The 24,535-nt window shown below is 42.9% G+C and carries 28 protein-coding genes; 14 read left to right on the forward strand and 14 right to left on the reverse strand.

All coding sequences use genetic code 11. The annotated features are described in order from the left end of the window. The 6 genes from M3593_RS18340 to M3593_RS24095 all read left to right on the forward strand — a co-directional run bounded on the left by M3593_RS18340 (position 1) and on the right by M3593_RS24095 (position 5,532). Positions 1-1,050 carry a F510_1955 family glycosylhydrolase gene (locus tag M3593_RS18340; protein ID WP_251544922.1) on the forward strand — a complete coding sequence of 350 codons (1,050 nt, stop codon included), beginning with the start codon at positions 1-3 and terminating at the stop codon, positions 1,048-1,050. A gap of 293 nt (positions 1,051-1,343) precedes the next feature. After that, positions 1,344-1,922 carry a sulfurtransferase TusA family protein gene (locus tag M3593_RS18345; protein WP_251544921.1) on the forward strand — a complete coding sequence of 193 codons (579 nt, stop codon included), beginning with the start codon at positions 1,344-1,346 and terminating at the stop codon, positions 1,920-1,922. Positions 1,923-1,936: 14 nt separating this feature from the next. Next, positions 1,937-2,326 carry a DsrE/DsrF/DrsH-like family protein gene (locus M3593_RS18350; protein WP_041964856.1) on the forward strand — a complete coding sequence of 130 codons (390 nt, stop codon included), beginning with the start codon at positions 1,937-1,939 and terminating at the stop codon, positions 2,324-2,326. A 27-nt stretch (positions 2,327-2,353) separates the two neighbouring features. Beyond that, complete coding sequence (locus tag M3593_RS18355) at positions 2,354-3,475, forward strand: MBL fold metallo-hydrolase (protein ID WP_251544920.1); 1,122 nt, start codon at positions 2,354-2,356, stop codon at positions 3,473-3,475. Positions 3,476-3,934: 459 nt separating this feature from the next. Further along, the gene (locus M3593_RS18360) at positions 3,935-5,368 is read left to right on the forward strand and encodes a bifunctional metallophosphatase/5'-nucleotidase (protein WP_251544919.1); all 1,434 of its coding nucleotides are present in this window, start codon (positions 3,935-3,937) and stop codon (positions 5,366-5,368) included. Positions 5,369-5,406: 38 nt separating this feature from the next. Next, complete coding sequence (locus M3593_RS24095) at positions 5,407-5,532, forward strand: hypothetical protein (protein WP_260983613.1); 126 nt, start codon at positions 5,407-5,409, stop codon at positions 5,530-5,532. A gap of 264 nt (positions 5,533-5,796) precedes the next feature. Here M3593_RS24095 and M3593_RS18365 read toward each other — a convergent pair whose 3' ends face one another. From M3593_RS18365 to M3593_RS18395, 7 genes are all read right to left on the reverse strand, one after another. Then, on the reverse strand, positions 5,797-6,384 hold the full coding sequence (locus M3593_RS18365; RefSeq protein WP_251544467.1) for a peroxiredoxin family protein: 588 nt from the start codon (positions 6,382-6,384) through the stop codon (positions 5,797-5,799). Continuing rightward, entirely contained in the window at positions 6,381-6,992 is a 612-nt protein-coding gene (locus M3593_RS18370; protein ID WP_251544465.1) for a hypothetical protein, read from the reverse strand. Before M3593_RS18370 ends, M3593_RS18365 begins: the two co-directional genes overlap by 4 nt. Next, positions 6,989-7,402 carry an OsmC family protein gene (locus M3593_RS18375; RefSeq protein WP_144478659.1) on the reverse strand — a complete coding sequence of 138 codons (414 nt, stop codon included), beginning with the start codon at positions 7,400-7,402 and terminating at the stop codon, positions 6,989-6,991. Before M3593_RS18375 ends, M3593_RS18370 begins: the two co-directional genes overlap by 4 nt. A gap of 67 nt (positions 7,403-7,469) precedes the next feature. Then, positions 7,470-8,537, reverse strand: a complete 1,068-nt coding sequence (locus M3593_RS18380; RefSeq protein WP_251544463.1) for a HAMP domain-containing sensor histidine kinase — start codon at positions 8,535-8,537, stop codon at positions 7,470-7,472. After that, complete coding sequence (locus tag M3593_RS18385; RefSeq protein WP_251544462.1) at positions 8,524-9,219, reverse strand: response regulator transcription factor; 696 nt, start codon at positions 9,217-9,219, stop codon at positions 8,524-8,526. Before M3593_RS18385 ends, M3593_RS18380 begins: the two co-directional genes overlap by 14 nt. Before the next feature lie 45 nt (positions 9,220-9,264). Further along, entirely contained in the window at positions 9,265-9,978 is a 714-nt protein-coding gene (locus M3593_RS18390) for a cytochrome c biogenesis CcdA family protein (protein ID WP_251544461.1), read from the reverse strand. A 284-nt stretch (positions 9,979-10,262) separates the two neighbouring features. Beyond that, positions 10,263-10,448, reverse strand: coding sequence for a hypothetical protein (locus tag M3593_RS18395; RefSeq protein ID WP_144478665.1), 186 nt, complete (start codon positions 10,446-10,448; stop codon positions 10,263-10,265). Positions 10,449-10,488: 40 nt separating this feature from the next. Between M3593_RS18395 and M3593_RS18400 the strand changes: the two genes are divergently transcribed. Next, positions 10,489-11,391, forward strand: a complete 903-nt coding sequence (locus M3593_RS18400; RefSeq protein WP_144478667.1) for a LysR family transcriptional regulator — start codon at positions 10,489-10,491, stop codon at positions 11,389-11,391. A gap of 212 nt (positions 11,392-11,603) precedes the next feature. Here M3593_RS18400 and M3593_RS18405 read toward each other — a convergent pair whose 3' ends face one another. The 6 genes from M3593_RS18405 to M3593_RS24100 form a co-directional block, all read right to left on the reverse strand. Then, positions 11,604-13,184 carry a beta-propeller fold lactonase family protein gene (locus M3593_RS18405; protein ID WP_186326805.1) on the reverse strand — a complete coding sequence of 527 codons (1,581 nt, stop codon included), beginning with the start codon at positions 13,182-13,184 and terminating at the stop codon, positions 11,604-11,606. A 29-nt stretch (positions 13,185-13,213) separates the two neighbouring features. Then, complete coding sequence (locus tag M3593_RS18410; protein WP_144478671.1) at positions 13,214-13,825, reverse strand: 4Fe-4S binding protein; 612 nt, start codon at positions 13,823-13,825, stop codon at positions 13,214-13,216. Positions 13,826-13,841: 16 nt separating this feature from the next. Further along, on the reverse strand, positions 13,842-14,237 hold the full coding sequence (locus tag M3593_RS18415) for a c-type cytochrome (RefSeq protein WP_144478673.1): 396 nt from the start codon (positions 14,235-14,237) through the stop codon (positions 13,842-13,844). A gap of 89 nt (positions 14,238-14,326) precedes the next feature. Then, positions 14,327-14,866, reverse strand: coding sequence for a cbb3-type cytochrome c oxidase subunit II (locus M3593_RS18420; protein WP_144478675.1), 540 nt, complete (start codon positions 14,864-14,866; stop codon positions 14,327-14,329). Between the two features lie 15 nt (positions 14,867-14,881). After that, positions 14,882-16,255: a cbb3-type cytochrome c oxidase subunit I gene (locus M3593_RS18425; protein WP_144478677.1), complete on the reverse strand. Its 1,374-nt coding sequence runs from the start codon at positions 16,253-16,255 to the stop codon at positions 14,882-14,884. A gap of 222 nt (positions 16,256-16,477) precedes the next feature. Then, positions 16,478-16,600, reverse strand: coding sequence for a hypothetical protein (locus M3593_RS24100; RefSeq protein ID WP_260983615.1), 123 nt, complete (start codon positions 16,598-16,600; stop codon positions 16,478-16,480). A gap of 143 nt (positions 16,601-16,743) precedes the next feature. Between M3593_RS24100 and M3593_RS24105 the strand changes: the two genes are divergently transcribed. From M3593_RS24105 to M3593_RS18455, 7 genes are all read left to right on the forward strand, one after another. Beyond that, positions 16,744-16,878: a hypothetical protein gene (locus tag M3593_RS24105; protein WP_260983616.1), complete on the forward strand. Its 135-nt coding sequence runs from the start codon at positions 16,744-16,746 to the stop codon at positions 16,876-16,878. Positions 16,879-17,354: 476 nt separating this feature from the next. Further along, positions 17,355-17,834, forward strand: coding sequence for a DsrE/DsrF/DrsH-like family protein (locus M3593_RS18430; protein ID WP_251544459.1), 480 nt, complete (start codon positions 17,355-17,357; stop codon positions 17,832-17,834). Positions 17,835-17,861: 27 nt separating this feature from the next. Then, positions 17,862-18,440 (forward strand): sulfurtransferase TusA family protein, encoded by a 579-nt coding sequence (locus M3593_RS18435; protein WP_251544457.1) that lies wholly within the window; start codon positions 17,862-17,864, stop codon positions 18,438-18,440. A gap of 41 nt (positions 18,441-18,481) precedes the next feature. Continuing rightward, positions 18,482-19,603, forward strand: coding sequence for an MBL fold metallo-hydrolase (locus M3593_RS18440; RefSeq protein WP_251544455.1), 1,122 nt, complete (start codon positions 18,482-18,484; stop codon positions 19,601-19,603). Positions 19,604-19,678: 75 nt separating this feature from the next. Then, positions 19,679-19,906, forward strand: a complete 228-nt coding sequence (locus tag M3593_RS18445) for a sulfurtransferase TusA family protein (protein WP_144478685.1) — start codon at positions 19,679-19,681, stop codon at positions 19,904-19,906. Between the two features lie 120 nt (positions 19,907-20,026). Next, a complete protein-coding gene (locus M3593_RS18450; protein WP_144478687.1) occupies positions 20,027-20,803 on the forward strand; it encodes a sulfite exporter TauE/SafE family protein in 777 nt (258 codons plus the stop codon). A gap of 931 nt (positions 20,804-21,734) precedes the next feature. Further along, entirely contained in the window at positions 21,735-23,570 is a 1,836-nt protein-coding gene (locus M3593_RS18455) for a M6 family metalloprotease domain-containing protein (RefSeq protein WP_251665129.1), read from the forward strand. A 35-nt stretch (positions 23,571-23,605) separates the two neighbouring features. On the opposite strand, the gene M3593_RS18460 is transcribed toward M3593_RS18455, so the two are convergent. Further along, the gene (locus M3593_RS18460; RefSeq protein ID WP_144478691.1) at positions 23,606-24,499 is read right to left on the reverse strand and encodes a diacylglycerol/lipid kinase family protein; all 894 of its coding nucleotides are present in this window, start codon (positions 24,497-24,499) and stop codon (positions 23,606-23,608) included. Positions 24,500-24,535 lie beyond the last annotated feature (36 nt).

Here is a 24,535-nt window from a genome sequence, read left to right on the forward strand (position 1 = left end):
ATGAGGGATAGAAACAGGCTAATGGCCGCAGCAATTGTCTTACTGGCACTGGTTTTGACAGGCTGTGCGGACCGGGAGGAAAATCAGGCAAAGCAGGAACAACAAGAACAACAGGATCAAAAACAACAGGAACAAGAACAGCAGAAACAAGCTGAAAACCAGCCAAGGATGGAGGGGAACATAACCAGCGATATTCCAGCAGAAAAGTTCATCAGAAAAGCAGCGGAGCAAAAAGTAGACCACGTACATGGAATTGGATATCCAGGCAATGATGAGGGCCTCTATGTTGCATCGCATAATGGCCTGAAAATGTTTATAAAGGGAGATTGGCTGGAAACTGCCGGACAAAACCATGAATATATGGGTTTTCAGGCAACCCAGGATGGCTTTTTTGCAAGTGGCCATCCCGAAAAAGGGTCAAATTTAAAAGATCCTCTGGGCCTTATAAAAAGCACAGATAAGGGCAGGACACTTGAAAAAATCGCTTTTTACGGTGAAAGTGATTTCCACTTCCTTTCTGCTGGCTACCACAACAGCAGCCTGTATTTAATCAATGAAGAACCCAGTTCCAGCATGGAAAGAGGCGTCTATTTATCCAGGGACCATGGCGGAAGCTGGGAGCAAATTGACATGGCTGGGATGGAGGCAAAAACACTTGGTATGATTGCGGTTCATCCGGAAAACGGAGGAATATTCGCAATGGCAACAAGGGAAGGTGTCTTCATCACAGATGATTTTGGGAAGAACATGAAGAAAGCGGGAGATTTCGAGATGGTGACAGCAGCGGCATTCTCGAAAGAATCACTGCTTATTTCCCCGGTTCAGGATCAAAAAATCAAAATGTTCAAGCTGGATCTCCAGCAGGAAGGGGCAGCAGAAGAGCTTCCGATTCCGCACCTTAAGGAAGATAATCCGATTACATATATAGCCGCTGACCCTCGGCAGGACGGAAGAATAGCCTTCATCACCATCCTGAATGACCTTTATGAATCAGAGGATGGCGGCCAGACTTGGAAGCGGCTTTTGGTGAACGGGAAGATTGAAAAATAATCTTGCATCCATCCAATGGGCAGGTATAACAATAGCCTAAATCCGATGGGATACATCCCATGGTTGAGCAGAATTTGGTTACAAAAATCCATATCTCTGCTTGCTTTGAATACCTATTTTAATACCAAATAAGCAGGAAGCAGCATCCAAAACAAAATGGTTGCTGTTTTTCTTTATTTTATTTACAATATACGCATAGTTTTTACCGTAGGAGGTATATAAACTAGGGGGATTTTTTTCAGTATGGATTCCGCGAATTCATAAAATACTAAGCTTTAGGAAGGGGGATTACTATGTCAATTTCTGCGGATAAAGTACTGGACGCAAAAGGACTTGCGTGCCCGATGCCGATTGTCAAAACAAAGAAATCCATGAATGAGATGGAACCTGGACAGGTTATTGAAGTGCAGGCGACTGACAAAGGATCTACAACAGACCTGAAAGCATGGGCTGAAAGTACAGGCAATCAATACCTCGGTACAATCACGGATGGAGATGTGCTAAAGCATTATGTGCGTAAAGCGAGTGAAGATGAACTGAACAATGAATCGCCATACCCACATACATCCACACTTGAAGAAGTGCTGGCAAAATTGGAAGGCGAAGAGAAGATAACCATTCTCGACGTAAGGGAATCTGCTGAATATGCTTTTGGCCATATTCCTAATGCAAAATCGATTCCGCTTGGAGAACTGGAGCAGCGCTTCAATGAATTGGATCCTGAAAAGGACGTCTATATCATTTGCCGCTCCGGATCAAGAAGTGATATGGCAGCGAAGAAGCTTGCCGAAAAAGGATTCAAGAAACCAATTAATGTTGTTTCTGGGATGAAGGACTGGACTGGCCCGACGGAAACATCAGTTGAAAAATAAGGAGGAACCAAATAATGAAAGTAGCTATCATCGCCTCTAACGGCGGAATGTTCGACGCATATAAAGTATTCAATATCGCGACTGCGGCAGCAGCAACAGACGCAGAAGTAGGAATTTTCTTCACATTTGAAGGGCTTAACCTGATCCACAAGGAAGCGCATAAGCAACTTCCTATGCCAGCAGGAACAGAGCACTTCCAGGAAGGCTTTGCAAGAGAAAACGTTCCTCCAGTTGAGCAGCTTGTTGAAATGGCAGCTGAAATGGGTGTAAAGATGATTGCCTGCCAGATGACAATGGACGTAATGTCCCTTGAAAAAGACCAGTTCGTTGATGGCATTGACGTTGGTGGAGCAGCTTCATTCCTTCACTTCGCAAGCGATGCAGATATTACATTGACATTCTAGAAATCAAAGCATAACAGGAGGAATGAAATGGTACAGACAATTACAGCAAAAGAATTAGCTCGAAAAGTCATTAACCATGAAGACCTGTTTATCCTTGATACAAGAAATACTGATGACTTCGATGATTGGAAAATCGAAGGCCGGAATGTAAAAGTCCATAATACACCTTATTTTGACCTGCTAGAAGGTGTGGATCCCGTAAAGAATGTCCTGCCGAAAGACCAGGAAATTTACGTTGTATGTGCAAAAGGCGGTTCATCTGAATTTGTAGCTGAACAAATCGAAGAGGCAGGCTATACGAATGTCTACTCCATTGAAGGCGGCATGAAAGCCTGGAGTGAACATTTAGAGCCTGTTAAAATCGGTGACCTGAAAAATGGCGGATCGCTCTATCAATTCGTCAGGATCGGTAAGGGATGCCTTTCCTATCTTGTCGAATCCAATGGCGAGGCTGCGATCATCGATACAAACCGGATGATTGAGCAGTATGAGGAGTTCATGACTGGCAAGGATTTTAAACTTGTTGCCCTTCTTGATACCCATCTTCATGCTGACCATATTTCCGGCGGTAAGAAGCTTGCAGATAAAGTGGGAGCTAAATATTACCTTCCGCCTAAAGACGCAGAAGAAGTTACCTTCCATTATGAACCACTTCAGGATGGCGATGAAATCAAGGTTGGAAACTCTGTCATACAGGCTTTGTACTCTCCTGGTCATACAATTGGAAGTACTTCGTTCATCATAGATGACCAATACTTGCTGACAGGTGACATTCTGTTCATCGACTCAATCGGACGCCCTGACCTTGCCGGATTGGCAGAAGACTGGGTGGGTGATCTGAGGAACACGTTGTATAAGCGTTATAAAGAACTTGCCGATGAACTGCTTGTTCTGCCTGCCCACTATATGGGAATCAATGAGATGAATGATGACGGCAGCGTTTCCGAAAAACTTGGCGTGCTGTATGCCGAGAACCATGGTTTGCAAATCGACAGTGAAGAAACGTTCAGGAAAACAGTGACCGAGAATCTTCCGCCTCAGCCTAACTCCTACCAGGAAATCAGGCAGATGAATATGGGCAAAATCAACCCGGAGATCGAAGAACAGCGGGAAATGGAAATCGGACCGAACCGATGCGCAGTAAGATAAATAGAAAAGCGCAAGCGCCTTGGTCAGCCCCGACAATCGTTGGAGGGCCGACCATTGAAGTCGTTCTTTGACTTCAAAGGGCGGACCGAAACGATCGAGGGGCTAGGCGCTGGAGCTGGCCAATCAAAGAAGGAGTACCTTATGAAGAGGGTACTTCTTTTTAATAAAGGCTCTTTTCTCAAACTTTGTTGCTATTGACTACAAAATGGGATTGAATGACCTATTTTTCTTTATAAAATTCAAGCTTGTTATGAGAAAAGAGCTTGCACACTTAAAAACGAACTGCAAAATGGCTTTATAGCACGTTAAAATCGGCTTTAAGATTTTAACAACAATCTTTACGAAAACAGCCTTAATAAACAAGGCTTTTTCCGTAAGCATCATGCAATCAGGACGTTTACGGAAAAAGCTTTTATAAGAATTCAAAAAGAAAAGTCATCAATCATAAAGGAGGACCCTATGACCAAGTTGACGATCATCCAGCAGAATGATACACATGGGAGTTTGGATTTGCATGATGAATTATTTTGGAAAAACAACCAGCCTGAGCTAAGTAAAACTGGCGGCCTTCCGAGGATTGCAAAATATATCAAAAATCTTAAATCACAAAAAGATAATGTATTATTCCTTGATGGCGGTGATCTTTTTCATGGGACACTCCCATTAGTTGCTTCAAAAGGAGAAGCAATAATACCAGCTTTGCAAAAGATGGAACTGGATGGCTGGGTCCCGGGAAATTGGGATTTCGCCTATGGAAAACAGCAATTATCTTCATTGGCGAATGCCCTTCCTTTCCCTGCTGTCGCATGCAATGTAAGGGAACAGGATTCCAATCAATCTTTCTTAAAGCCTTATATGATAAAAGAGATGAATGGCGTAAAGCTAGGAGTCATTGGACTCACCTATCCATATGTCGACGAGACGATGCCGGAAAGCTTTTCTAAAGGCCTTTCATTCACAAAAGGGGTGGAAGAGACCCGCCATTGTGTCGAAGAGTTAAAAGGGAAAGTGGATCTGATTGTTCTGCTAAGCCATATGGGCCTCCCGCTCGATGTTGAACTGGCAACCCTAGTCGAGGGAATTGACATCATCTTATCCGGACACAGCCATGACCGGATTGAAAAACCGATTACCGTAAATGGTGCTCTTGTCGTTCAGGCAGGTTCAAGTGCTTCTTTCCTTGGAAATCTGGAGATCAATATGGAAGGCGGTAAAATGGCTGAATATCAGTATGAACTAATAGCGATCGATGAGAGTTTTCCTGTGGATGAGGAAATGGAAGAAATCATTGCCGATATCCTGGAGCCTTACAGGAAGGAACGGGATAATGTGGTAGGGAGGACAGAGTCAATCTTGCACAGGATGACCTTGAATGAAGCGCCAATGGACCAGCTGATCACTGACGCATATCTTCATGCATTTGACGACTGCGACCTGGCGTTTTCTCATGGCTGGCGTTATGGCACACCCGTTCAGCCTGGTGACATAACCGAATACGATCTGCATACCATCATCCCAACAAATCCTGAAATGTTCACGCTGGAAATGAGCGGGGAGCAGCTGATGAATGCCCTTGAGAAAAATTTGGAGATGGTTTTCTCAAGGGATCCATTCAAGCAGAAAGGCGGATATATACTAAGATCTTCTGGCCTGTTCATGGCTTTCAAGCCGTACAACCCTGAAGGAAACAGAATCCAGAAGCTGCTAGTTGGCGGTGAGGAAATTGATTTGAAAAAGACATACAAAGTTGCCGGAGGCGGGAAGCAGCTGTTCAAAGGCGTTGAAGCCGATAAAACATATCAAGGTGTCCATGCCGTTGATGTTATTAAGCAATTTTTAAATGAAAAAGGACCATTCAAAGCAAATCAAGAACCGAAGATCTTGAGCATCTAGAAAACTTTTTGACATTTCAAAGGGGAACCCACGCCAAAATGTCCAAGAAAGAGGATTTAATGGACATTTCGAAGGCGGAGCAGCGCCAAAATGTCCAAGAAAGAGGATTTAATGGACATTTCGAAGGCGGAGCAGCGCCAAAATGTCCAAGAAAGAGGATTTAATGGACATTTCGAAGGCGGAGCAGCGCCAAAATGTCCAAGAAAGAGGATTTAATGGACATTTCGAAGGTGGGGCAGCGCCAAGATGTCCAAAAAGACCTTTCAAGCCAGAGCATCGCCTACAATATAACAAGATGACGGCCACTTTTGCTGAATGTTTTCTTATTTCTGTCCATCATAGGCTTGATGATGGACACTTTTGCTGTTCGCTTCCTGAATTCTGTCCATCATAAACAAAAAAGTCACGGCCTGAGCCGTGACTTTCTATTATTTTACCCCTGTAAGTTCCTTCATCATTTTTTCATCCATCGGTCCGACAATTTTCTTTGTTATGACGCCTTTTTCATCGAGGATGTAGCTGGTTGGGATGGTGAAGGCCTGATAGGTTGTTCCTGCGTTTCCTGCCTCATCCAAAGGGATGGTAAAGGTTAAGCCATATTCATCAACGAATTTTTGCACTTCTTCGACGCCTTTGTCCATGTTGGTCAAATTGACAGCTAGGATTTCTACGCCCTGATCGTTATATTCTTCATAAAAATTTTGCATATGAGGCATTTCGGCCTTACATGGAGGGCACCAAGTTGCCCAGAAGTTCAGGATCACTCTTTTGCCGCGGTAATCGGACAGCTTGACTGTCTCTCCTCCCAGGGTTTTCAGTTCAAAATCAGGTGCCTCAGCGCCTTCCCTTAATGAAGACAGCTTAGCACCCGGGATATCTTCAGTTGTTTCTACGGCTTCCTCAGTCGGTGCTGTTGTTTTCTTTTCGCTCTCGGTCGAACCTGGTTTCCAGATATTCACGACCAATATGACGACAGCCAATGCTAAAATCGCGAATGATAAAAGATTTTTATTCAATGCTGTAATTCCTCCTTATTTAAACCCTGAAATACTAGCAAGTAAATTCCAAGTGCCAAGATCAGCAGGTTTTCCGCTGAAAGCAAATTCGAAAAAAGACTGAGAACGAGTGCTTCAAGCATCAAGAATAATATAGCATATTCCTTCGAAAGCTCCATTCTTTTAAAATAAAACGCTCCAAAGACCAACGCCAGGAGTGCCTGTACTCCAGCAGCGATAAAATCCTCTGAAAATACGAATAGTCCGGTCCAATAGAGCAAAAAGAAAAGGAAATAAGCCGGAAGATACTCGGTCACTTTGACCATGCTTTCCTTTTTCCTTGCAATCCAATATAAATAGGCCGCAATTCCTGCAAAACCAAGGATCTGGCCTTCTGTGCCACCGTTAAAATAGAGAAGGGAGAAGGGGGTGTCAAGGAACATCTTGAAATTGAAAACGACATAGCTCAGTTTGTAGATGGCTATGTATATGAAAAAGCTGTTCCAATACCAATCACCTATGCTCTTTTTTTCCCTTGCCCGGTAGATCAGGGCACCGATAAATATGGCAGCAAACGCCGCGAGCAAATCTGCTGGCACCGTGAATCTGCCAATCGTTATATAATTCAAGCAACATCACCTTTTTTGGGCTGGTCTGACGTGAATTCAATCTGGTATCTGATGTCGATGCTTCCAATGACCGATTGAATCATGCCGCAATTTTTCAGGACAAGGGCGGCAATCTTCTCAGCTTGCTTCGCCTTATCCAATGTGTCGGTCTGCACGGCAACATCGAATGTCAACCGTTCAATCCGGTTTGCCTCTTCTGGATTCCTGACTGCTGACACATTAACGTCGATTCTTTTATAGTCTATTCTCTTCTTGTCCAGAATATTTGCCAGCACCGAAGTACTGCAGCCAGTCAAGGAGGATACGAACAGTTCCATAGGTCTGTATCCCATTTCTGCGTTCGGGGATATTGGAAGGAAACCATATTCCATCTGTCCGATAAGTTTCTCATTATAATAAGTGAATTCCATCAAAATCGCTCCTTTAATTCGAAAACTACTTTTCAGTCCAGTATGTAATCGTATTGTTAAGGATTGATTAAGAAACGGAATGGAGGGGGATCCTGATCCAAAATGAGTGATTATGCCCATCTGTATCAAGGCCAATATGTCCCTGATGGGCATTCATGATACTTTTGGCGATCGCCAGGCCGAGGCCGGCCCCGTCCGCTTTGGTGCTGCGGGATTCTTCTAGCCTGTAAAACCGTTCGAAAATCAGCTCTTTATTTTCCGGTTCAATATAGGTACCTTCATGGGAAAAAGTCACTCTGTATTCTGCATCACTACGCTGTCCCACTATGGCAAGATGCCCGCCAGTGTCATAATCGATAATATTTTGCAGCAGATTGGACAGGACTTGTTTCAAGCCGTCTTTATGGCCAAGAACAGGAGCGTGTTCAATCTGCTGGCTCAATGTCTCGAATCTGCCGGATAGCTTCAAGTGGAACGCTGCAAGTGATTCAGCCAATGCTTGTTTCATATCGATTTCCTCGAATTGTTTTTCGGGTAAATGGGACTCCTGGCTCCATGCATCAAGCTCAGCAATCAAATCGACAATTCTTGTGATCCGCCTGGATTCTTCGAGAAGAGACCCGAAAAGTTCCTGGTCACCTTCCAATACACCGCTGTGAAGAGCTTCTAGATACCCATTGATATTCGTCAGCGGAGTCCTTAATTCATGGGCGATATCCCTTAACATTTCTTCACGCCTTGTTTGGACAACCGATAGGGTTTCGGTCATGGCATTGAAATTTGTTACGAGTTCACCAAGTTCACCGCTTGCCTGTACATCAATCTTCGAAGGAATTGTTCCTGTTTTCACCTTAATTGCGGCAGCAGCCATCGCCTTAACTGGATTCACAATTCTTTTTACCGAAAAATAATGCAAAAGCCCGGCGGCGATGAAAGCGATGATGCTTACTTTGATCAGGAATGAATTCAGGGTTTCAACGAGCTGTTGCCCGGTCACTTGTTCATGATTGACGAGGAAGCAGGCATAGTCTTTTACAGATATTCCTGCCAGCATGATGACCAGCAGAATGACAATACTGTTGACCGCTACCAACTTCGATAACAACAAGTTCGTGATGCTTTTAATTCGCCGCAAATTTATACCCCATTCCTCTTACTGTCTGAATATAATCCTTCGGCGTTTTTTCTTTGATTTTCTCACGGAGATTCTTGATATGTACATCGATTGTCCGCTCCGTCACGGCCTTTTCGTTATTTTCATAAATGGTATCGAGTATTTGCGTCCGCGAAAGAATTTGTCCAGGATGCTGCATGAACATATGGAGAAGCCTGAACTCAAAATTTGTCAAGTCGAGTGTTTCCCCATCAACCAGCGCCTGGCCTTTTGCTGGTTTGAGGGTAAGACCTGTAAAAGTCAGTTTCCCGCATCTGCTTGCCGTCCTTCGTAACACCGCTTCAATCCGGACCATCAGCTCGGCCGGACTGAATGGTTTTACCACATAGTCGTCAGCGCCAAGCTTAAAGCCTTCAATCCGGCTCTTTTCCGAAGCTTTTGCTGTCAGCATGATGACAGGCATCATGCTTTCCAAATCGTTCCGCAGCCAGCAGCATATTTCTTCTCCGCTTTTGCCGGGAAGCATCAGGTCTAGTATAAGGATGCAAGGGTCATATTTTTCAATCATCTCCTGGGCGTCAATTCCATTGTCCGCTTCGAGAACCTCATAGCCCTCATTCGTTAAATAGATTTTGACAAGCGTCCTTATTTTGGGATCGTCTTCGACTACCAATACACTTTTGCCGATCAGTTCTTTCTTCACAAAAATAAGTCACTCCTTCAGGCATTAAGGTGGATCCTTTTAAAATCAGAATCCAAATAAACTGTAAGCTGACAGCCATGCACTGATTTTCTGCATCTGGCCTGACAGGACCAGAAAGCCCATGCCTACCATAATCATACCATTTACGAGTGCGAGCTTAGACAGATATTTATTGATCTTCTTGATTGCTTTTAATGAATAGGAAATGACGAAAGAAATGACCAGGAAAGGCACGGCCATTCCAAGAGAGTAAGAAGTCAGCAGGTACATTCCCTGATATAAAGTATCGGACGAGCTGGCCAGCAGCAAGATGGATGATAGTGCCAATCCTACACAAGGTGACCATCCGCTTGCAAACGCCATTCCTAGAAAGACAGAACCGAAAGCGCCCTTTGATTTTGTTTCAGAATGGACCTTTTTCTCCATCATCAGGAATTTAATATTCAGCAAACCTGCCATCTGCAATCCGAAAATGATGATCAGTAAACCGGCAATCTGCATGACGATTGTCCTGTAATTTGCGAAAACCTGTCCCAGGAATGATGCCGAAGCCCCCATGACAATAAAAATTATACTAAAACCGATGATAAATCCGAATGAACGGGTGAAAAGTGTTGCCCGGTCGACTGCGACCTTTGACCCCTCAATTTTACCTCCTGTTAAATGAGTTATGTAAGCAGGGAGGAGAGGGAACACGCATGGTGAGAAAAATGATAAAATCCCGGCGGTAAAAGCAAAAAATAAACCGATATCTGACATATTTATATTCACTCCTTTTCTATAAACTATATTGGGTTGTCTTTGTTAAGGATTAATGAAGAAGAACTCCTTATTATACCCCTATTGGTATATAACGTAATATATTGTATAATGACTGAGTGTGACTTTCAATTTTTTTCTCTCTCAAATGTAAACCAATTCATAATCCCGCTCGCTTGTTAGTATACTGTCTGGGTAAAAAAAATAAAACCCAGGAGAGCTCCCAGGTTTTATCCTTATGTTTTTTTATCTCCACATTTAAACCCTGTGTGGTATAATGCCAATTAATGATTTAAATTTCTTCTAATCCCGAAATAAGTGAACAGTGATACGGATGATAAAATGACCATCGACGCGATTTCAAATTTTACATCACGATAGCTAATTGAATCGTCTTTTGTGAAGTACATTAAACCAAAAATAAATACAGATAATACGATAACTGTAACGGCGATATCTAATTTCTTCATTTTATTCCCTCCAATCTATTAGTAAAGGGGTGCGATCATATTGAATCTTGAACATCTTAAGACATTCATAGCGGCTGCAAAATATGAAAGCTTCTCCCAGGCGGGGAAGATGCTGAACCTTTCGCAGCCTGCAGTCAGCCATCAAATCAGCCAGCTGGAGACCTACTACAATAAGCAGTTGTTCATAAGGGCCAACCGTAAAATAAGGCTGTCAGAGGCAGGCAAAACCCTGTATGAGCATGGCCAGCAGCTGCTGGCGTTAAATGATAAACTGGAAAGCCTGCTTGCTGAAGGGAATTCAAGCGAAACAATCAAAATTGGCTGCAGCAATACAATTGGTGAATGCCTTATATCCAAAATGATCCAGGATATTATAAAATTGAACCCTGATATAGCGAGCCATCAAATCCAGGTCACAATCGGTACTTCGGTTGAAATAACCGATTTGCTTTATGCATCCGAAATTGACCTTGCTCTTGTTGAGGGACAAGCTGGACGCTATGATTTTATTTCCCATGAATTCTATGATGACCTGCTCGTTCTGGGCGTGTCCCCGCAGCTCAGAGTTAATCCGGAAAACCAGGATCCTGAAAGACTAGAAGAAATGACCTGGCTGATCCGCGAACCAGGCTGCGCTATGAGACAGGCTACGCTTGATTTATGGAGATGCCTGAACATCGAACCCAAGTCCGTCCTTGTTTATAACAGCAATACGCTCATCAAGGAAGGGGTGAAGAATGGTCTTGGCGTCGCAATCTTTTCCAAGCTGGCCATCTGTCCGGAGGTTCAATCCAGGCAGCTCATTGTCAGTCATTTTATAGACAGGGACCGTTCCCGTCCATTCTACCTGTTAAGGAAGGATAAACAGTTCAAGTCAAGTCTCCATGAAAGAGTATGGAACTTTATTAGAAATCTAGATGAAAATCCTAATGCTTCTTGTTAAAAGGGCATTAGGATTTTTCTTTTATTTTGGCTGTTTTCGTAAAGATTGTTGTTAAAATCTTAAAGCCGATTTTAACGTGCTATAAGCAATTTTGCAGTTCGTTTTTAAGTGTGCAAGCTCTTTTCTCATAATAAGCTTGAATTTTATAAAGAAAACTAGGTCATTCAATCCAACTTAGTAGTCAATAGCAACAAAGTTTGAGAAAAGAGCCTTTATTTTTTATTTTGTTCTGCTATCTCCAGTTCAAGCTCGGTTTGGATCTTAAGGGCCTTGTGTGCATCAGATGCAAGATAATCGATGATCTGCTGTCTTTGTTCATCTGTCATCTTTGCTCCATTACCAGCCATCCGGTCCACAACAGATGTCCACTGTTCGGCGCCTTTGCTTGAATTCTTCATGATTCGGCCGATATCATGGCACTGCAGGCATGTTCCGAGGAATGCTTCCTCATTAACATCTTTTGGCTCAGGGAATACAAGGGTAGAAGCTTTTTTGATTCTGTTTGCTTCCTCCTCATTGCCTTTTTGATAAGCCAGAATCTGATCTTTTGGAACATTTGTTTTAAGTGCGATGCCGTTTGGATTCAACCCAACAGGAATTGTCTGTCTGAAATCCTTCTTTTTCGTTAAGTCAATTTTTGTGAGCGTTTTGTCGCCCCAGTTAGATCCAAACATCATGCTTCCGTCCGGACTCCATGACAGCCAGTGAATATTCTGTACTCCCCAGATCTTCCTGACAATTTTGTAATTATCCTTTGGATCAAGGACTGTCAAGAAGCCAGCACCGTTTTGCGAAGTATACCAGTACCCGTCTGGACCAAGGTATGCAATGTTCGTACCGGCTCCAGTTTTTACTGTCTTGATGAACTTTAGCTTATCAGTATCAATGATTGAAATTGACCCATCATTACGATTGCCTGTAACCAAATCATGCGTATTGCCCATAAAGCTTAAGTTAACTGGTTTAGGGATATCTCCAAATTTCTTTAAAAGCTTTTCTGTTTTAGCGTCATAAACCGCAACTTCATTATCAGCAGTGTTTGCAACTGCAACATATTTTCCGTCATTTGACATATCAAGGCCGGAACCCGTCCCTTTGCCATAGTCTGTTTCTGTCCGTTCAAGGTGTCTCATTTCCCCGGTATCAATATCGATAACAGTGATAAATGGTTCTGCCTGCAAGCTGACAAAGAGTTTTTTTCCATCAGGAGTGACGTTCAAATCCCTTGGCTTTTTACCGACATTTTTAAACACCTTAACGAGTTTAGCTGTTTTTGCATCAATCATTCCGACTGCTTCTACACCATTCAATGAAGTGAAGGCGTATTTGCCGTCATGAGATAAGGTCATGTGCTGTGGCGCAGGAGGCTTTTCGAAGCCAGGGAAATCAATATTATGAGACTCTAAAGTTTCCATATTGATCGCTAAGACGCTAGTTCCATAACGCTGTGTCGCAAATGCCCAAGTCTGGTCCTTGTTCAAATGGATGTGGTGCGGTGTACCTGAGCTTTGGATATATTTTACCGGATTCCCCGTTTTGATGTCAGCAATGGCCACCCCATTACTAACTTCGTTCGCTGAGAGGATCCAGCCTTCTCCATCCCAGTCCTTATTGGAGTCTGCGTTTCCGTTCGGCTGGTCTTTCCACCAGTTAGAAGAATAGTCTTCATGGAGTGGAGGAAGTTCCTTGCTGTTTTTATCATCAAGTGATGTATCTTTAACTGCGGCCTCAGAACATGCGGTAAGTGAGACGGCCAGTAAAGCGAATGCAGATAGTTTTAAAATCTTATTCATATGAATTTTCACCTCGCTTTGAATTTTGATTAGAACCATCCAACAAGCAGGACTAGTACAAGGGCTGCTGTTGTACCCCATGTAATCCATACGCCAGGATGTGTAAGCCATTTTGTTTTATCATCCACACGTGAAATGCCCTGGGCAAGTCCGTATGGGCAGACTTTACAAAAAGAGTTTCTTGCCTTGTAAGATAATGCTGTATATAGAACAGCAGTAGAAGTGACAAGGAAGAAGTATTTATCCATTTTGAAGTTGACGAGTGACTCCCAGATTGTCATTGGGTTGTAGAAGTAACTCACAGTCGAGTAAGCCATGAAGATGCTGACAACCAAAGCGAGCAGAAATGTAACTGCTTTGCCTTTGTCACCTAACTTCGATTCGATTTTGTTCAAAAGCATGCTGAAGGTATTATGCGGGCATGCATACTGGCAAAAAGCCCTGTACACGATCATTGACAGTGCGAGGAAAGCCATCAGGAACAAGAATAAGAAAACGAAAAATAAATAGCCAGCTTCATAGGATAATTGGAAGCCGAACAAGAAAAGCTTTTCGTTGTCGATATCCATCCGGAAACCATTCCACAACGGCAATGTGAAAATAATGATAAAAAATGCCCATCTAGTTATTGTTTTACCCACGTAAATCCTCCTTTCCTTATCTGTAATCCTCTAAGTATTCATATACCTTGTCGATTTCTTTTTCTGTGTAAAGATGTCCGATTGCCGGCATCGTGTTGCGGCCTTTTTTGATGACATTTTTAATGTCCTCTTCCGACATCCTGTCTGTAACACCCTTTAAGTCAGGGGCAGCACCCGTAGCATGGCAATTCAGGCAAGTTCCAGTGAAAATAAGCTCTCCCTTGTTATCCTGTGGAGCCGCCGCAGGCTCGACTGCAAGCTTTCCAGGCATGAAGATCGCATACCCAATCGCCCAGATGGCCACAACATAAAATACAGCTACAAGGAGTTTCGGCACCTTGTTATGTTCAATTTTAATACCGGAGACAATATCCTCATGTTTGCTTTCATGTTGCTGATATTCTTTTTTCATGATTTACACCTGCCTTTTAATGCTGTTATAGGAACTCATCGCCTTAAATCGCTGGGGTTCAAGGCGATGAGCAATTAATGAATTTTTAATTATTGTCCCTTGATTTTTGCTTCTTCCCGCTCTTTCTGGTACTCTTCCAATCTTTCTTCAGTTGGCTTGAGGCTCATCAAGTAAGCAACAAGGTCATCCAGTTCCTGATTGGTCAGGTAATCGAAGGATGGCATGATAGAACCAGGGCTCGTTGATTGAGGATCAATCAAGTGCTGGCGCTGCCAGTCTTCGTTGTATTTCAAGCCAACCCACATTAAATCCGGGCCAGTACGGTTAGAACCTAAAAGATGTGGTAAATCATATTTGTAGTCGCCGCCCTGGGATACTGGTCCAAGGTTTTGGTTCGTATCGGCAGGCAACGCCCTGACAAATTGTGTATGGCATGTCTGGCAGCCGTTCTGGATATAAACATCTCGTCCTCTTGCTTCAGCAGAATCCTCTGGATAGTTGCGGAGTTCACCGCTTGCAGTCGCAGAGTTGATTTCCTGGTCGAAGAGGGGAAGGATGACCGTTCCGGCTACGCCGAACATCCATAAAATCAATGCAACGATTAATACAGCTGATGGTTTACGTTCCAACGTGTTCCCTCCTCATTAAGCAGTAGCAGCTTGCTGCTGTGCTTGCTGTTTTTTCTCAAGTTTTGCAAGTTTAATAGTCTTATACATATTCCATGCAAGGAAGAACTGGGCTACATACATCATCGTTCCGCCAATTGCGCGGCCTTGTACGTACGGTTCCATCATCAAGACAGTTTGCAGGAATGGTACACCTTCGATCCAGGCGAATCCTTGGACGACACCTGCAATCCATAATGAGAATGCGAAGACAAGGAAACCGACAGTAGAGAACCAGAAGTGTGCTTCCATTGCTCTCTTGCTGAACATTTCGCGGCCAACGATTTTAGGCAGAATGTAATAGATAGCTGCGAACGATGTGAACGAAAACGCGCCGAATGGTCCCATATGTGCATGCCCGACTGTCCAGTGCGTGAACTTAATGACTGAACTTACGGATGGAAGGGCTTGCAGTGGCCCCTGAAGACATGCGAAAAGGTAGAAAATCGTACCAGCCATTGTGAAGCGGAGCGGTACGCTCGTCCTTGTCTGTGACCATGAACCTTTCATCGTACCCCAGAAGTTAGCCAATACGGCCCAAACCGGTATCAATAGAACGATTGAAGGAATGACACCTGCTTTTGAAATCCAGCTTGGAATTGGACCATTCATCAAATGGTGAGGACCATTCCAAACATAGAATGTAGCAATTGCCCAGAATCCAATCATGGAAAGCTGGTGGCTGTATAGCGGACGTCCTGTCAGTTTAGGAAGCAGGTAATAAATCTGTCCGACACCGACTGTTGTCATCCAGAGACCGATTGCGTTATGTCCCAGGAACCAGCCCATCAAACCTTGCTGGACGCCACTTGGAATCCATTGTGCCGGGAAGTTTCCGACAATCCATGTCAATGGCAGCCACAGCAATGAGCCGAGGAAGTACCAAAGGCTGACGTAAAGCATTTTTTCTGTTCTTTGTCCAACCGTCTTGAAAAGGTTATAAGCAACTAGCCCGATTGCGACAAGGAGTTGAACGTCAACCCATAGCGGGAATTCGCCGTACTCGATGACCGATGTCTGTCCGAATAGCAATGCGAAGAAACCTTCTAAAATGACAATGTTATAAAATACTAGTGCGAAGTTTCCCAGCTTTTCGCTGTAAACCTTTGTTTTTGCAAGCTTTGGAATCATGTAGAACATTGATCCTACATATGCCATTGATAACCAGGCATAGATGACGAGCATTACATGTGCAGAGCGAACATGCCCGTATGTTGTCCAGCGATTGTTCAACAATTCTGGCCAGATTTGTTTTGTTGCAGTAAGAAGTCCCATACTCATGCCGATGATGATCCAAAAAACAGCAGCAATGAACCAATTCTTGGAAGAACTCCATTTTTCGTCTGTAAACATTTTGACACTCCCTTGTTCATAAAATAACCACAAATATTTCACATTTTCTTCACAATCTGCTATGTTACATGATACATCTCAACAAGAAATAAAGTTATTCAACTTTTTTATAGTGTTATCCAATTGTTTTATAGTTGCTAACTAACTGGTAAAATCACAGCGTTTTTTAACAATTATGGCAAAAAAAAACAGAACGAATATAATCGTTCTGTTTGGGAAGTTTTAGTTTTGTTCTTCTTTTTTATTATTCTTTTTACGAAGTGTATCAAGGATGAAGATAATCAGGATGGGCACTCCGATGTAATAGAAGAAATCGAAGAAAAAGCCAAGGGATTGATGGTCCATTTTTGTACCTCCTTCATTATTTGACCACATTGTAATCCGATAGATTTTTTTTTACAACCCCTTAAATATACTCTGGACGGTTTCTGGAATTTCTGTTAGAGTAATTCGATAGTGATGATGATTTTAAAAAAGGGGGTGTAGGAATGGCACCGGGAGCATGGATTTTACTGATCGTCATGTTCGCATTCACCGCTTCAGCAGGAATCATCTGGGCATGGAGCAAGAAAAACGGACTTTACGATGAAAGTGTTAAATATAGAATGCTTGACGAAGACTAAAAAGCCTGGATCACAATCTTTACAATCTGCTAATTGAAAGATTCTTCACACCGGGCTTTGGTTTTATTTATTTTCCGCATAAATTCCTTCTGATGAACTCACAATCCTTTCCATTATCATACCAGTAAACTAATTTATCTTTATACCAGGAAACTACTTTCTTCTATATAAATAGAAATAATCGGCACAATGAGCTTTTACTTTGTTTTTTCAATATAATCATAGAAACATTAATCAACTTTTGCTGAGTCATGCATAAGATGAATGTATCCGTGTTGAGAACGGGATAATCTGCTTGAAGCATTCTTAAAAGAAAAAAGTCATAAAAAATTCATAATTACGGTTGACAATGGGATGAATCTTTTATATTATATACCCTGTGAGGTATTTAATAACGTTATCACGTTAGAAAACATATTTTATTTTTTTGCCGTTTAAAATACCCATTACCGTAATTATAGAGAGGGAGTTAGATAATGGGAGAACAGAAAAAAACGACAATCATTTTATTCAGTGGAGATTATGACAAAGTCATGGCTGCTTATATCATTGCCAATGGTGCAGCTGCTTATGATCATGAAGTGACAATTTTCCACACTTTCTGGGGATTGAACGCACTGCGTAAAGATGAGCCGATCCAGGCTGACAAAGGTTTCATTGAAAAGATGTTTGCCAAGATGATGCCAAGAGGTGCGAACAAATTGGGATTGTCAAAAATGAACTATGCAGGCTTTGGCCCTAAGATGATTAAGGATGTCATGAAGAAGCATAATGCAATGCCGCTTCCAGACTTGATTGATATGGCTAAAGAACAGGATGTAAAACTTGTTGCCTGCCAGATGACAGTAGACTTATTTGGTCTAAAACAAGAGGAAATCATGGAAGATGTCGAATTTGCTGGTGTAGCAGCGTATCTGGCTGATGCTGAAAACGGCAACGTCAACCTGTTCATCTAATAGATATTATTAATTGGAGGTCGACAAATGGAAACTGTTAAGACAAATGCTACAGTCGATGCAAAAGGGCTTGCATGCCCAATGCCGATTGTCAGAACGAAAAAAGCAATCAACAATTTGAATCCGGGCGAGGTTTTAGAAGTGCTCGCAACGGATAAAGGTTCAAGGGCAGATATCCAGGCATGGTCTAAAAGCTCTGGCAACCAATACCTTGGAACAATTGAAGAAGGCGATGTTCTAAAGCACTACATCCGCAAAGGCGGTTCAGGTGAAGAACAGGAAGAAACAAAATTCGAGAACATTGTTTCCAACGAGGATGTTCTTAAGAAGCTGGAAGCAAACGAAGATGTTCTTGTACTGGATGTTAGGGAACCAGCTGAATATGCATTTGGACATATTCCAAATGCGGTCTCAGTTCCTTTCGGGGATCTTGAAAACCGGATGGGAGAACTTGATAAATCCAAAACAATCCTTGTAGTTTGCCGCACAGGCAACAGAAGTGATATGGCATCCCAGGCACTAGCTAGCAATGGCTTCGAGAAAGTTTGGAATGTTGTACCAGGCATGTCCGAATGGAACGGGCCAACTGAAACGAAAGTTAATTAATTTTTTTAGAAAAATTCATACCCAGGGAGGTAAAGTACACTATGAAAGCAATGACGTCTAAAGAAGTAACAAAAAAAGTATTTAATAAAGAACCTTTATTTATACTTGATGTCCGTAACGAGAGCGACTTCAATGATTGGAAAATCGAAGGAGACAACTTCGAACATTTGAACATCCCTTACTTCGACCTTTTGGATGGAGTAGAAGAAATACTTGATCAGGTGCCAACTGACAAAGAAGTGCTTGTTGTCTGTGCAAAAGAGGGATCTTCTGTAATGGTCGCTGAAATGCTTGACGAGGCTGGCCGTGAAGTTTCATATCTTCAAGGCGGAATGAAAGCTTGGAGCGAACACCTTGAGCCAGTTAAGGTTGGCGATCTTAAAGATGGCGGATCAATGTACCAGTTCGTCCGCATCGGTAAAGGCTGCCTTTCTTACGCGGTCGTTTCAAACGGGGAAGCTGCTTTGATCGACGCAACAAGAATGACAGATGTATATCTTGATTTCGCTAAAGAGCTTGGCGTTGAAATCAAGCATGTATTCGATACACACCTGCACGCAGACCACATTTCTGGCGGCAGAAAAATTGCCGAAGCAACAGGTGCAACATACTGGCTGCCTCCAAAAGATGCTGATGAAGTAACATTCAACTACCAGCCTCTAGAAGATGGCAATAACGTTAAAATCGGTGAAACAAACATCGACATCAACGCTCTTTACACACCTGGCCACACAATTGGTTCCACTTCATTCGTGGTAGATGAAAAATATCTTCTGTCAGGGGATATACTATTCATTGACTCAATTGGTCGTCCGGACTTAGCTGGTAAAGCAGAAGACTGGGTAGCAGATTTAAGAAACTCACTATACAATCGCTACAAGCAGCTTTCTGATGACCTGGTTGTTCTTCCAGCACACTTCATGATCATCGAAGAGCTGAACGAAGATGGCAGTGTATCTGAAAAATTAGGTACTCTTTTCGCGAAAAACCATGGCTTGAACATCGAAGACGAAGCGGAATTCCGCAGACTTGTAACGGAGAACCTGCCACCGCAGCCAAATGCATACCAGGAAATCCGTGAAACAAACATGGGCAAAATCAACCCAGACGATGAGAAACAAAGAGAAATGGAAATCGGACCAAACCGCTGTGCGGTAAGATAAATCTGGCAAGGGGGCTTTGCTCCCCGGCCAGTATTGAAAAATACAACTTTCTAAACAACCAAGGAGGATTTTAACATGAACGTAGCAAAAGTATTAGACGCAAAAGGACTTGCATGTCCAATGCCAATCGTAAAAACAAAGAAGGCCATCACTGACCTTCAATCCGGAGACGTACTCGAAATCCATACAACTGATAAAGGCGCTGTAAAAGATCTAGCAGCTTGGGCACAATCAACTGGAAACGAACTACTGAAGCATGAAGAAGAAAACGGTGTGTTCAAGTTCTGGATGAAGAAGGCCTAATTGAACGAAGAGGGAGCTTGTCTCCCTTTTCTTGTGGTTATAAAAAGGTTATTTTTCGCGACTAACCTATTACAGAAGCATTAAATACGAAACAATGATTCAAATTAAGGAGGAAGCCTGATGGATTTATCATTTTTTATCGTCATATTTTTAATTGGCTTTATCGGTTCTTATATTTCCGGGATGGTTGGAATTGGCGGTTCAATCATTAAATACCCAATGCTATTATACATTCCGCCATTGTTTGGTCTTGCCGCATTCAGCGCACATGAGGTTTCAGGGATTAGTGCTGTCCAGGTTTTCTTCGCGACCATCGGCGGTGTCTGGGCTTACCGTAAAGGCGGATATCTGAACAAAACATTGATCATTTACATGGGCGCATCGATCCTGGTTGGTTCCTTAATCGGAAGTTACGGTTCCCGCTTCATGTCAGAAGGCGGCATCAACCTTGTATACGGTATTCTTGCTTTGATTGCAGCAGTCATGATGTTCATCCCTAAGAAAAACGTTGATGACATCCCGTTAGATCAGGTAACATTCAACAAATGGCTTGCTGCATTTTTCGCCTTGATCGTCGGAATTGGCGCCGGTATCGTCGGCGCAGCTGGAGCATTCCTGCTAGTGCCAATCATGCTCGTCGTCTTGAAAATACCAACAAGGATGACCATCGCCACTTCACTGGCAATCACATTCATTTCATCAATCGGTTCAACAGTAGGTAAGATTGCCACTGGCCAAGTAGATTTCTGGCCGGCACTCATCATGGTTGTAGCAAGTCTGATCGCTTCACCGCTGGGAGCAACCGCTGGTAAAAAAGTAAACACAAAAGTTCTTCAATACATCCTTGCAGTACTGATCCTAGGTACAGCAATCAAAATCTGGATGGATATTCTTTAGAATTCATGTATGGAAAAGACTTCGCCCCCGGCGAAGTCTTTTTGTTGTGTGTTTGGATGGTTATTTTGACAGGTCTCAAGAGTGGAGGCTCGAAGCTGTCAAGAAACCTTCGTTATTTTGACAGGTTTTAAGAGTGGAGGCTCGAAGCTGTCAAGAAACCATCGTTATTTTGACAGGTTTTGAGAGGGGAAGCACGAAGTTGTCAAGAAACCTTCGTTATTTTGACAGGTTTTAAGAGTGGAAGCTCGAAGCTGTCAAGAAACCATCGTTATTTTGACAGGTTTTAAGAGGGGAAGCTCGAAGCTGTCAAGAAACCATCGTTATTTTGACAGGTTTTAAGAGTGGAAGCTCGAAGTTGTCAAGAAAGCGTGTTAATTTTGACAGGTTTCACGAGTGGAGGCTCGAAGTTGTCAAGAAAGCGTATTTATTTTGCCAGGTTTCAAGTGGGGAGGCTCGAAGTTGTCAAGAACCCGTGTTTATTCTGACAGGCTTCAAGAGTGGAGGCTCGAAGTTGTCAAGAAAGCATGTTTATTTTGACAGGTCTCAAGAGTGGAGGCTCGAAGCTGTCAAGAAACCATCGTTATTTTGACAGGTTTCAAGAGTGGAGGCTCGAAGCTGTCAAGAAACCATCGTTATTTTGACAGGTTTTAAGAGGGGAGGCATAAAGCTGTCAAGAACCCTGTTGTAATTTGATAGCTTTCGGAGAGAAAAGAAAAGAATCATAATAGAAAAACGATAAGAAGCTCTCTTAGCCAGATTTTTTCTTATATTGTTAATGGATTATTATGGAAGAATAATAATGACTTATATGGTGGATCTGGAAATTAAGCCTTTCGGCACATCGGAAAACCTATCAAATAAGCCGTTATCCCTATTTAGAATATACTGAATATTTTATATTATTTAGGAAATAGAAACATTCTGATAGGGAGTGAGTGAATTGTTAAAGGTCCTTTCAACTTCGGCGTTATCCCTTGCTTTGGCAGGAAGCGCAGTTTTTGCGGGAGTCAGTGCAAATGATTCCGCGGTTAAGCCGCAAAGTAAATATGAACTAAGTCTTGCTCACCATGTAGGTGCAGCTCCTGAGCTTGTTGATAGAGCTAAGGAATTAGGGATTGATATTTCCAAGGTTGATCCTGCAGAGAAAATTGCCCAGACTGGAGCAAAGTTCCAGCAGCCTGGTGACAATCATGTTGCATATAAGGAAGCAACTGGTGATATCCCGGTACTGGTTATTTTGGCTAAGTACAAAGATGGAGATGAGCCGGTTGGCGATATGAAGGGTCAAGTCCCAGCTCATTACTATGAAGATTTAATTTTTGGAAGTGAATATAATCCTTATGAGCTGCCGCAATTCCAAAAGTATGATGGCCCAGATGTTCCAAAAGACCGTACGATGCAAAATGCTTACAAGGAATCAAGTTACGGAAAAACTAACCTTATCCGCAAAGAGAACACTGAATTTGTATGGGTTGAGCTGCCAAGGGGAGCTTCTTACTATCTTGACCAGGAAGGCACATACGCTGAAGGCGGAGTGTACAAGCTTGGAAACGTAAACGGTGACGCTCATACTGGCGAATTCATTCGTGACCTGTTAAAAGCAGCAGATGATCAAGTGGATTTCTCTAAATACGCTAATGAAGATGGCGAAGTTCCAAATGTATTCGTCGTCCATGAAGGTACTGGCGCTGAATACAGCCGTGACCCGGCGCAATTCTGGTCTCATAAGTGGAGCTTGCTAAGTGCGCTTTACTATGGAAAGTATTATGAAACTGGCAAGACTGCACCTCAGTATGAAGGAATCAGCCAGGGCGCATGGATTGACAGAACAGTCAAAGAAGACATGACTTACGATGGCGTAGTCGTTAATAACTACAACATCCAGCCAGGTATCGGCGGTAACGTAGCTGGTTTCGATGCTGCGACTAACACGTATAAAGAAGAATCGAAAACAGGACCATTCCCAGTACAAACTGGTGTTTATGCTCACGAATTTGGACATGCTTTAGGATTGCCTGATTTCTACGACACACTTTACTCATCAGAAGGTGTAGGAAACTATTCCATGATGGCAGGCGGCTCATGGATGCGCTATCCGAATAAAGCTGAGTACGGCGGCAACTCACCAACACACTTCGATCCATTCTCAAAGGTTTTCCTAGGATGGGCTAATCCAATCGAAGTCAAGCCAGGTGAAGTAAGAGAAATAACATTGCCTGCAGCAAACAAAGCTACGGCAGACAATGGAATCGTGAAAATGGAAGTTCCGGGTTCAAATGGTACTGAATACTTCCTGTTTGAAAACATGCAGCAGGATGGTTTTAACAAAGGTATGATCCGTCAGGGTGAAAACGCCCATGGTCTGGTTGCATGGCATGTGGATGAAAATGTCATTAACTTATACCAGACAGCTGGTTTCCGTCCGAATAATGTTGAAAACTGGATGAACAAGCGCTTCCAGTACAACCAGTCACAAACGGCAAGCAATGGTGATGTGGTAACACACTATGGATTATCTGTCCTTCAGGCAGATGGTTTGTATGACCTTGAGAAGAACATGAATCGCGGCGATGCTGGTGACTTCTTCAAGACTGGCAGCAAGATCACTCCTGTTTCTGGAAATGTACACTCTGGTTCTTACTACTTCTGGAAAGGCTTAAGTGATACACCTGCTGATTCTGGAATCCACGTGACGAACATCAAGGAAAACAAAGATGGATCAATCACAGCTAAATTTTTCTATAATGTTAATTCAAGCGTGAAATAAGGCTGAAAAAACCTGAGCAAGGAGTTAATCCCTGCTCAGGTTTTCTTTATGACCGGTACAAAAATATTCAGATGTCCTGGAAGAACTTTTGCACTGAATGGAAGCGGCTCGCCTTCTTCTCCGTCGATGTTGACCACATGAGGTTTGTTGGAGGATACATTCAGATAGGAGGTTCGTATATATTCGACCTCCTTGCTTTCTTCCAATTCACCTCTCAAAAGTGAAGGGATGAGGGTTGCGATTTTTGGGATGGATAACTTTTTTATGATAAAAGTGTGGAATTTACCATCATTCACGTCTGCCTCAGGGGCAAGTGCCTCAAATCCGCCCACAGAATTTGTGAGGGCAGTAAGCAAAAGGAAAGTCTCGCCTTCCCATTTCCCTCCCTCGTGTTCAACATTGATTTTAATAGCTTCGCCATTCAGGAAGGATTTTGTACCTTCCATAAAATAAGCCAGTGGGCCAAGTTTGGTTTTTTGCTCGGCGCTTACGTTGTAAGATGCTTCTGCGATCGCCCCAACTGCAAGAACATTGGCAAAATAAGACTCATTGACCTTTCCGACATCAACAGGACGAAGATATTGCTCTTCTAAAATAGAGATGGCCTCATAAGGTTCCAGCGGAATATTGAGTGCCCTGGCAAAATCATTGACTGTCCCAAGCGGTATTATGCCGAGAGCGGGCCGGTGTGCCTGTTCGGCCAGTCCATTGATGGCCTCATTGATGGTTCCGTCACCGCCCATAGCGATGACCGCATCATATAAAGCAACGCATGCTTCGGTGGCAAATGCAGCGGCATCTCCCTCTTTTTCCGTTCTTCTGATCTCTATGTCCTCATAATTGTTTCGCAATGTTTCTTCAATTTTTTCTGCATAATCATTCGCTTTTTCTTTACCTGAAGAAGGATTCACTATAACCATCGCTTTCATCCGCAACAACCTCCAAACTGTTTTGACAATCTTATT

The sequence above is a fragment of the Mesobacillus sp. MER 48 genome (assembly GCF_023714225.1).
Classification (GTDB): domain Bacteria; phylum Bacillota; class Bacilli; order Bacillales; family Cytobacillaceae; genus Mesobacillus; species Mesobacillus oceanisediminis_A.